The organism is Saliniramus sp., assembly GCF_035311605.1.
Lineage (GTDB): Bacteria > Pseudomonadota > Alphaproteobacteria > Rhizobiales > Beijerinckiaceae > Saliniramus.
The window spans coordinates 1-8,425 of record NZ_DATGCW010000168.1; the positions used below are offsets into that span (position 1 = coordinate 1).

An 8,425-nucleotide genomic window follows, 5' to 3' on the forward strand; every position below is an offset into this window, starting at 1 on the left:
CGCGATCCTGCCGGCATCGAGGGCGTCGAGCCCGGCGGGGGAGAGGATGAAGGCCTGGGCGAGAATGTCGAGCAGATCCGCCATCGGCGTGCCGAGCCGGATGGTGAGGCTGTGGGGATCGTCGACACGGATATCTGCGTCGCCGAGATACGCCCGCCAGACCGCCGGCGAGCCCAGCGCATAGCCCTTGTCGGGGCGCGCCATGCGCGTGAGCGAAGTCGCCACCGCCTGCGCATCGCAGAGCGTCCCGTCATGGAAGAGCGTGCCGGGACGCAGGCGAAAGCGCCAGATCCGGGCATCGGGAGAGACCTGCCAGTTCCGGGCGAGACGCGGGCGAAAGCCGCGCGGCCCGTAGCCGACGAGGGTCTCGTAGAGCGCCCGGTAGAGCGCGAGCTCATCCGCCCCGTCGGTGCAATCATGCGGATCACGCAGGGGAAGGCGTGCCTGCATCAGGGTGAAGGGTCGCGTGGGTTCGAACATGCAGCGTCTCGTCGATGGTGTGTCGGGGGAAGGTAGAGCATCATCGCGCCCGGAGGATAGCGGCGCGTGGAGCGTATCGGGAAATTTCGTCACGGGCGGGATCGGACGCAGGCGGAATGCTTGACTCATCCGGGAGGAACTGGAATCAAATAGAGATCATTTATAGAACATAAAGGGATCAAAAAGTGATGATGCCTGGTTGCGCGCCCGCCACTGACGATTCGCTTGCAGATGATGCGTCATCTGCCGCACAGGATCTCGCGCAGTTGCGGGCGCGAGGGGTTTTGCGGCGAGCGGTGGAGGCTTTCGGGGAATCTTGCGGTGAGTCGCATGCGGCGCGCGCTGAAGCCGACGATCACGCGCCTCTCGACCATGACGCGGTCGATACGGTGCTTGGCGGCGGGCTCGCGCGGGGCGCCGTCCACGAGATCCTCGCGGAGGAGGCCGGCGATTGCGGGGCCGCGCACGGTTTCGCCCTCGCGCTGGCTTTGCGGCTCAATCGCGGCGGGGCAATGCTCTGGATACAGGAAGAGCGTGCCCGGGCCGAGGACGGGGCGCCCTATCCGCAGGGGATCGCCATGATGGCGGGGAAAACCATGGCGGGAAACGTGACGGCGAAAAATGCCTTCGATCCCGCCCGCATCATCATGGTGCGTACCCGCGATGCCCGCAGCACACTCTGGGCGATGGAACAGGGGCTGCGCTGTCCGGGGCTCGATACGGTTCTGGCAGAAGTGACCGGGCTCGCCGGAGCCTGCGATCTCACCGCCTCGCGCCGGCTGGTTCTGGCGGCGCGGGAGGGGGGCGCGACGGGATTGCTGGTCCAGGCAGGCAGCGGTGCGCGCGATCTGAAGATCGCCAGCGCCGCGCGGACACGCTGGCTGATCGGCGCGCATCCGAGCCGGCGCGGCCTCGCCGGCGAGCCGGGCCGGGCCGCATGGCGCCTGCATCTGGCCCGCCATCGCGGCGGGCGCGAGGGACGCTGGCTGAGGGAATGGGATCATGAGCACGGGCGTTTCAGCGCAATCGGGGCGGGAGAGGGGGCAGCCGCATCACGATCAGGCGCATCACAGGCGCTATCTGGCAATCTTCCTGCCCTTCCTCACCAGCGAACGGATCAAGCGCGAGGGGTTGCTGCAGGATGAGGCGGACACGGATGTGCATCCCGCCGAATCTGCACCTCGCCCTCTTGTCACCACCTGCGAGACGCGCGGCGCCCTGCGCCTCGCCGCCACCGATCCCGTGGCGGTGCAACGCGGCATGCGCGCGGGTATGGCGCTCACCGATGCCCGCGCGCGCCATCCCGATCTGATCGCCCTGCTTGACGATCCGGCAGCGGATCGCGCCCTTCTGGAACGCCTCGCTGACTGGGCGCGGCGCTACACTCCGCTTCTGGCGCAGGACCCGCCCGGCGCGCTGGTGCTCGACATGACCGGTGCGGCGCATCTTTTCGGTGGCGAGGAAGCGCTCCTCGCCGATATCCGCACCCGCCTCGCCCGCATGGGCTTCCAGCCCCGCCTCGCCATTGCCGGAACGCCGGAAGCCGCCGCTGCATTGACGCGCGCGAAGCGCGACAGGGCAGGGGGGCCCGATCCGATCATCGCAAGCGGCGCCGAGGAAGCGGCCCTGCGGCCCCTGCCCCTGCGCGCCCTGCGCGTCGCGCCCGAGACCTGCGAAGCGCTGGAGCGGCTTGGCCTGCGCCGGGTCGAGGATATTGTGCTGCGTCCGCGCGCGCCCTTCGCCGCCCGGTTCGGCGCGGATCTGCTTGCGCGCATTGATGCGGCTCTGGGATGCGTGCGCTCAGGCATCGGCGCGCGGATCGAGGCGCCGGCCTATCTCACCGAGCGCCGTTTCTTCGAGCCGATTCTGGCCAGTGACGATGTCGCGCGCACGCTGGAGCGGCTGGCGGAAGAGCTCTGCGCCATGCTCACCCGCCACGGCGAGGGCGCGACGCGGCTGGAATACGTGCTGTTTCGCGTTGACGGCGCCGTGCGGCGCATTTCCCTGCAGGCCGGGCGCCCGGTGCGCGATCCAGACCGGATCATGCTGCTTTTCCGCGAAAAGCTCGCCGGCCTGCACGATGCCCTTGATGTGGGCCATGGCTTCGATCTCGCCCGGCTCACCGCTATCGCCGTCGGGCGCCTCGACGAGACGAGCCCCCGGCTCGATGGCCGTGCGCGCGGGCAGGCGCTCGCACAGCTGATCGACACGCTCGGTGCCCGGCTCGGCGAGGCGCGCGTGCGCATTCCCGTTGCCGGCGACGCGCATCTGCCGGAAGAGGCCGCGCGCCTGCGCCGCCCGTTCGATCGCCCTTCTTCCGGGCGCTCCTCCGCCCGTTCCTCAACCCGTCCCGCACCCTGGCTCGCCGCCCCCTCCCCCTGGCTCTCCGCCGCCGCGCCGGATCGCCCGATCCGCCTGTTCGACCAGCCCGAACCGATCGAGGCGCTGGCCGGCGTGCCCGATGGCCCGCCCCTGCGCTTTCGCTGGCGCCGCGTGCTGCACGAGACCATCGCCTATGAAGGCCCCGAGCGCATCGCCCCGCCCTGGTGGCGCGGCGGGCGGCTGACGCGGGATTATTTCTGCGTCGAAGACCGCGAAGGCCGCCGCTTCTGGCTCTTCCGCCACGGCCTCTATGCCCGCGAGACGCAAACACCGCGCTGGTATCTGCACGGGCTGTTCGGGTGAGGAAGCGGGTGCGTATTTCCCATCGCGCACAGCCGTGAAGCATCAAAACCAACGATGGATCAATGAATTCGCAAGGCCGCCCCCCATAGTCTCGCGGCTGAAGGATCTATCGGCCCACAGACATCACCATGCGCATTGTCTCCAGCGGGAAGCATGGATCAGAGGGAGCAAAGGGGGGCACCTTGAAAACGACATTGAAACCATTCACGAAAGCCCGCTCTGTGGCATCCGCCCGAGCTCCATCCACCCTCGCCTCGTTCGCCCTCGCAGCCATCGTGACCGGTATCGCTATACCCGCAGAGGCACGTGCCCCGACTCAGGCTGGCACGACCTATACAGCGCCGGTCACGCAGGTTGATTGCCCCTTCACGGTACCGCGCGGTGACACCGCCGCCTGTTTCGAGGCCATCGTGCCGAGGCACTACGGCGACGTCTCAGCCGATGGAGCCCTGCCGGAAGACGCGCCGCGCCTGACCATCGCCGTGACTGTGCTGAGCAATTTCATCAACGTCGACGATCCCGATCCGATCGTGATGATCGCCGGCGGGCCGGGCCAGGGCGCGAGCCAGATGCTGCCGGGCCTCGCCAAGGCGCTGCAACTGCGCCGCACGCGCTCCATCGTGATGGTCGACCAGCGCGGAACCGGGCGCTCGGTTCCCGCCCTGACCTGCGACGCCGCCAGCATGCTGGAATTCGACGAAAACCGCCTCAACGACCCCGATCTCAAGCCGGAATCACCGGTCGAGGAGCGCCTCGCGCAATGTCTCACGGATTGGCGCGAACAGGGGGTGGATTTCAATGCGTTCGACACGCGCTCGGCCACGCGCGATCTGCAGGCGATCCGGCGTGGCCTCGGAATCAGGCAATGGAACCTGCACGGCACCTCCTACGGCGCGCGCGTCGCGCTGGATGCCATGCGCGTCGATCCGGACGGCATCCGCTCCGTCGTGCTCAATTCCCCGCAGGCCGTCACCCCGCATTTCGACGCGGCGTTCGCGGAGAACCGCGCGAAGCTGTTCTCGCAGCTCTTCAACGATTGTGCGCAGGACAGCTATTGCAGCGAGACATTCGGCGATCTCGAAGCGCAGATCGCGCATATCCGCGCGCATCTGGCCGATGGAGACATGGACATCTATCTGCGCGAATCGCCCGACAGCGAACTGACGCGCATCAGCGTGGGCTGGAACGATGTCATCAACGGCCTCTACAGCCACATGAATTTCGCCGTCGGGCCCGAGCCCGTCGCCCGCTACATTCACGAACTCTCGCGCATGGCCGATGGCCGCCTCAGCCTCAATGACGACGAGGTCTTGCGCATCTTCCAGAGCAGCCTGCACGATGACGATTTCGGTATCGCCATCGGCATGCACATGGCCGTGCGCTGCCGTGAGGACGTTCCCGCCTATAATAAAGCCGTGGCGCAAGCGGGCGCGGCGAAGGCGCCATCGGTCTATGCCCCCGATCAGAGCATTCACGGCTACCGGCTCGCCTGCGCCGTGATGCAGACCGACCCCGCCGATGCCGCTTTCCATGCGCCCGTGACCAGCGCCATTCCCACGCTCGTCCTCACCGGCGACATGGACCCGCTGACACCGACGCTCTGGGCGCATGACGCCGCCGAGGCGCTCGACAACGCCCAGCTCGTCTCCTTCCGCGCCATGGCCCACGACATCCACTCGACCAGCATCTGTGCCCAGGTGATCACCGCCAATTTCCTCGACGCGCCGGACGGGCCCGTCGATGCGACCTGCGCCGAATCATACCGCCCGGTCTTCGCCCCGGCACAGTAGGCGTGGCAGTGGAACGCCGGACATATCGCCACAAATGAAAACACCCGCCGTCGCCGGCGGGTGTCTCTCACGTCATCACACGGGGACCCGCCCGTGGCAGGCAGCCTCAGGCCTTTTCCTGCATCGCCTTGTCACGGATGGCCGAGAGGGTGGTGGTGGGGGTAATGGTTTCGGGGTCGATTAGCAGGTGGATGATCGCCGGTTTGCCGCTGGCCATCGCCTCCTTCAGGGCGGGGGCGAATTCCTCCGTGCGCTCGACCCGCGCGCCGAAGCCGCCGAAGGCGCGGGCATAGGCCGCGAAATCAGGGTTCTTCAGCATGGTGGCGGAAACCCGACCGGGATAATCGCGCTCCTGGTGCATGCGGATGGTGCCGTACATGCCGTTATCGACGATCAGGACGATGATCGGCAGGTCATATTGCACGGCGGTGGCGAATTCCTGCCCGTGCATCATGAAGCAGCCATCGCCCGCGAGCGAGACCACCATGCGCTCGGGGAAGGCGCGCTTGGCGCCGACCGCTGCCGGCAGGCCGTAGCCCATCGAGCCGGATGTCGGGGCGAGCTGCGTGCCGTAATGGCGGAACTTCCAGAAACGATGCACCCAGCCGGCATAATTGCCCGCGCCATTGGCCATGATTGCATCATCGGGCACGACATTCGCGAGTTCGGCCATGACCTGCCCCATCTGCAGAGCACCGGGATGGGTGATCGATGCCGGGTCGCTCCAGGCCAGATAATCGGCATGCGCCGTACGGGTATCCTCCGCCCAGGGCAGATCCGCCGGCGGCTGCAGGCTCTCGAGCGCCGCGGCGAAGGCGCCGGGGCTGGCATTGATCGCCATGAAGGGGCTATAGACGCGACCGAGCTCCGACGAATCGGGATGCACATGCACCAGCCGCTGGCTTGGTGCCGGGATCTCGAACAGGCTGTAGCTCTGGCTCGGCATCTCCGACAGCCGCCCGCCGATAACCAGCACGAGATCGGATTCCTTGATGCGCTTGAGCAGCTTCGGATTGGGGCCGATGCCGAGGTCACCCGCATAGCAGTCATGCAAGGTGTCGAACAGCATCTGGCGGCGGAAGGAGGTATGGACCGGCAGCTGGAAGCGCTCGGCGAAGCGGGTAAAGCGCGACACCGCCTGCTGATCCCAACGCCCGCCGCCGAGGATCGCCACGGGGCGCTTCGCCGCGGCGAGGAGCTTTTGCAGTTCCACCATCTGGGCCGGGCCGGGATGCGTCTCGATCGGCCTGTAGGCGGGCGCATCGACGGTGACGGCGGCCTCGGTGAGCATGTCCTCCGGCAACGCGATCACGACGGGGCCGGGGCGTCCGGAAGTGGCAACATGGAAGGCGCGCGAGACGAGTTCCGGGATGCGCGCGGGATCGTCGATCTCGGTCACCCATTTGGCAATGGTGCCGAAGACGGCGCGGTAATCGAGCTCCTGGAAGGCCTCGCGCTCGCGCATCTCGCGGCCGATCTGGCCGACGAAGAGGATCATCGGGGTGGAGTCCTGACGTGCGATATGCAGGCCCGCCGAGGCGTTGGTGGCGCCGGGGCCGCGTGTGACGAAGCAGATGCCAGGCTGGCCGGTGAGCTTGCCGTAGGCTTCCGCCATCATCGCCGCCCCGCCTTCCTGACGGCAGACGGTGACACCGATCTGCGCATCATGCATGGCATCAAGCGCCGCGAGATAGCTCTCGCCGGGCACGCAGTAAATCTGCTTTGATCCGTGCAGGGCGATCTGGTCGACGAGTATCTGGCCGCCGGTGCGGGCTGTCGCGCTCATGGTGTTTCCTCTCCGATGCGCCCCTTGCGAGGCGCTTTCTCCAGGCATCCACCGCAACAGGAATGCGGATTCGCCGGTTTGACGTGATCATTACCGGGACACTAGCTGATGGCCCGCCCGCAATGAAGGCGCAAGCCCGCCCACGCGGCTTGTGCGCGATGCCTGCGCGCCGGCGAAGTGCAGGTCTGAATTTCGACGGAAGCCGGCTCAACCCGCTTGTCCCCACGCCCGCCCCATGCTAATCCGCACGCGGCCACCGAAGAGAGCCCCGTGCGGGTATTCGTCGATCAATGCGGAGAGGTGGCAGAGTGGTTGAATGCACCGCACTCGAAATGCGGCATACGGGCAACCGTATCGGGGGTTCGAATCCCCCCCTCTCCGCCATCCCTGGGTTGCAAAAATTGTAAGCCGAGAAAGTCCCTCGCAAGGTACCCGGTTGTGTTGCCCCGCAACACGTTGGATACCACAATGGGACACAATCGACATATCCAGGGCCGCAATGGACATGAAACCATCAATTGCGCCGACGCGGCAAAAAACCAAGCAAAATCAACAAAAGTAACCGCAGGTGTAACCCCGGATGTAACCGCAAATGTAACCAGCGGGATTCAGTCGGTGAAAGCGGGAGGGCCGCAAAAGGCTGTGGATTTCACCTGCGGCATGGCGCCGCATGTTGGTGTCGGGCTGCGCAGCGGGGCCGCCGGGGCCGCCCACATGGAACAGGGTTTGCATGGAGGCGGGCTCGCTGCGCCGCCGGCGCCATCCGCCCGAGAAAACGCGGGCGTCGCCGATAAGCACCACGCCGGCCATCACGCTGGCATTGACGGGCCTTTGTCAGAGCAAACGAATCGCAATACACTGATCGAACATGCCGATCACCGCGCCCAGGGGCGGCGCTCAAGAAATGGAGAAAGCAGGAAACGCTTCAGCCAAGGTGACTTACTGCGAAACTTGCCGCAGAATCTGACACGGGACCGTGATGCTTATGTGTTCCAGCGGCGTGTTCCAAAATCCGTTTTCGGATTAACTGCAGAATCAGCTTTTACAAAGAAGCATTCGTCGCGCATCCTTCGTATCAGGCTCGGCCCGATGACGCCGCCCGAAGCGAAGAAACGGGCACGTCATCTGAATGCGTTTTTTGACATTCTGGTTGCGTCCATGAGTTCGACCATGAATACACCGATGAATAAGAATATGATTTCGCCCGAACAACCCGATCCTTTCGATATTCTCGCAGGGGAACTACGGCGTCTGCGTGATGCGTTTGCGGGCGCGGCCCCGCCGCTCGATCCGGCGACTGCTATCTATGCCACGCATATCCGCGATATCGTGCATGCGGAGCGCGCCCGAAAGGGCGGCGAGAGTGACGATATCGTCGCCCGGCATGCCCCGCAGATCACTGCCAACGCGTCTTCCCGGATGCAGACATTCAGCAGCTTGATGGACCAGCTGAATGGTGATCCCGGCCTGCTTGATCATCTCGGGGCAATGATCGGCGATCGGAGCCCGCAGCCGACCGGGGTTCGAGAGGCACACGGTGAGGATTCATCCCGACACACTCATCAGTCCACCAAGCCGAAGACATACAGGGGCTACGACGGTGCTGAGCATGCCCACGATCCTATCCGCAGCGTGAATCCGGGTGGCGCTGTAGAGCGTCAGACGGTATGACCGTTTGTGAAGG

General features: G+C 65.9%; 6 protein-coding genes and 1 tRNA gene. 5 read left to right on the plus strand and 2 right to left on the minus strand.

Annotation, left to right across the window (positions count from 1 at the left end; translation table 11 throughout):
* The coding region (locus VKP01_RS07875) for an ABC transporter substrate-binding protein (protein ID WP_324411603.1) at positions 1-480 on the minus strand (480 nt) is incomplete at its 3' end.
* A gap of 188 nt (positions 481-668) precedes the next feature.
* Here VKP01_RS07875 and VKP01_RS07880 point away from each other — a divergent pair.
* The 3 genes from VKP01_RS07880 to VKP01_RS07890 all read left to right on the plus strand — a co-directional run bounded on the left by VKP01_RS07880 (position 669) and on the right by VKP01_RS07890 (position 4,955).
* Entirely contained in the window at positions 669-1,625 is a 957-nt protein-coding gene (locus VKP01_RS07880) for a hypothetical protein (RefSeq protein ID WP_324411604.1), read from the plus strand.
* Between the two features lie 13 nt (positions 1,626-1,638).
* The gene (locus VKP01_RS07885) at positions 1,639-3,165 is read left to right on the plus strand and encodes a DNA polymerase Y family protein (protein WP_324411608.1); all 1,527 of its coding nucleotides are present in this window, start codon (positions 1,639-1,641) and stop codon (positions 3,163-3,165) included.
* A gap of 221 nt (positions 3,166-3,386) precedes the next feature.
* The gene (locus tag VKP01_RS07890; protein ID WP_324411605.1) at positions 3,387-4,955 is read left to right on the plus strand and encodes an alpha/beta fold hydrolase; all 1,569 of its coding nucleotides are present in this window, start codon (positions 3,387-3,389) and stop codon (positions 4,953-4,955) included.
* Between the two features lie 106 nt (positions 4,956-5,061).
* On the opposite strand, the gene VKP01_RS07895 is transcribed toward VKP01_RS07890, so the two are convergent.
* Positions 5,062-6,741 (minus strand): thiamine pyrophosphate-binding protein, encoded by a 1,680-nt coding sequence (locus tag VKP01_RS07895; protein ID WP_324411606.1) that lies wholly within the window; start codon positions 6,739-6,741, stop codon positions 5,062-5,064.
* Positions 6,742-7,035: 294 nt separating this feature from the next.
* On the opposite strand from VKP01_RS07895, the gene VKP01_RS07900 reads away from it, so the two are divergent.
* Positions 7,036-7,125: transfer RNA gene (locus tag VKP01_RS07900), tRNA-Ser, on the plus strand.
* A gap of 84 nt (positions 7,126-7,209) precedes the next feature.
* Positions 7,210-8,412 carry a hypothetical protein gene (locus VKP01_RS07905; RefSeq protein WP_324411607.1) on the plus strand — a complete coding sequence of 401 codons (1,203 nt, stop codon included), beginning with the start codon at positions 7,210-7,212 and terminating at the stop codon, positions 8,410-8,412.
* Positions 8,413-8,425: the final 13 nt, after the last annotated feature.